The organism is Ruegeria sp. AP12 (genome assembly GCF_056540025.1).
Genome location: NZ_JBQFVZ010000093.1, coordinates 1 through 1,117 on the forward strand (window position 1 = coordinate 1; position 1,117 = coordinate 1,117).

At 60.4% G+C, this 1,117-nt stretch carries 1 protein-coding gene; it reads right to left on the bottom strand.

Annotated features, from left to right (window positions below; all coding sequences use genetic code 11):
- Positions 1-1,117 (bottom strand): molybdopterin cofactor-binding domain-containing protein (locus ACR0E6_RS21460; RefSeq protein WP_480587111.1); only part of this gene is annotated, 1,117 nt, incomplete at both ends.

Here is a 1,117-nt window from a genome sequence, read left to right on the forward strand (position 1 = left end):
TGCGCCCCTGGTAGGCCAAAGCGGCGGCCTCAGAGAAGGTATAGCGTTCCGCACCGACTGAGACGTGACCGTCCGAGAAAGTAACTTTCGACGGGTCGGCCTGATGACGCTCGGCCAAATAGTCGGCCATGCGGTCGCGGATCGTGTCGCAGGCGGCTTTGACCGCCATGCCGTTCAGGTCGCTGCCCGAAGACGCCGCCGTGGCCGAGGTATTGGGCACTTTGGCCGTATCAGTCGCGGTGATCTTGACCATCTCCAGCGGAACGCCAAAGCGCGACGCAGCGACCTGTGCAACCTTCTGGAACAGGCCTTGACCCATCTCGGTGCCGCCATGGTTCAGGTGGACCGAACCGTCCTGATACACATGCACCAAAGCACCTGCTTGATTGAGGTGGGTCAGCGTGAAGGAAATCCCGAACTTGACCGGAGAGAAAGCAATGCCCTTCTTGATCACACTGTTCTCGGTGTTCCATTTTTCGATGGCTGCCTTACGCGCGGCATAGTCGCTGGATTTCAGCAGAGCTTCGGTCATGCCATGCAGTTCGAAATCGCTGACCTCCATCCCGTAGGGCGTGGTGTTGCCGCCTTGGGGTAGAGGGCGCACGGGCGCCTCGCCCATCTCAACTGCGCCCCGGCTGGTCAGGTCTTCATGCGGATCGGGGTGTCCCAATGGTTTCTCTGCCGGTGCAGCTTCAGCAACCTTGTGGGCGGGTTCGTAGTAGTTACGACGGCGCAGCTCGACCGGGTCCAATCCCAGTTCATGCGCGGCGTGGTCCATTATTCGTTCGATCCCGACCATGCCCTGAGGGCCTCCGAACCCGCGATAGGCGGTGGCGGATTGGGTGTTGGTCTTCAGCCGGTGGCTCTCGATCCGCGCATTGGGCAGAAGGTAAGCGTTGTCCGAATGCAGCATGGCACGATCGGCGACAGGCAGAGACAGGTCCTGCGCCCAGCCGCAAATCGCGTGGTGTAGGAACGAGACGCCCTGAATATGGCCGCTCTCGTCAAACCCGGCCTTGTATGAAATGCGGAATGCGTGGCGTTTGCCGGTGATGATCATGTCATCATCTCGGTCATAGCGCATCTTGCAAGCCTTACCGGTAGCACGCGCGGCGAT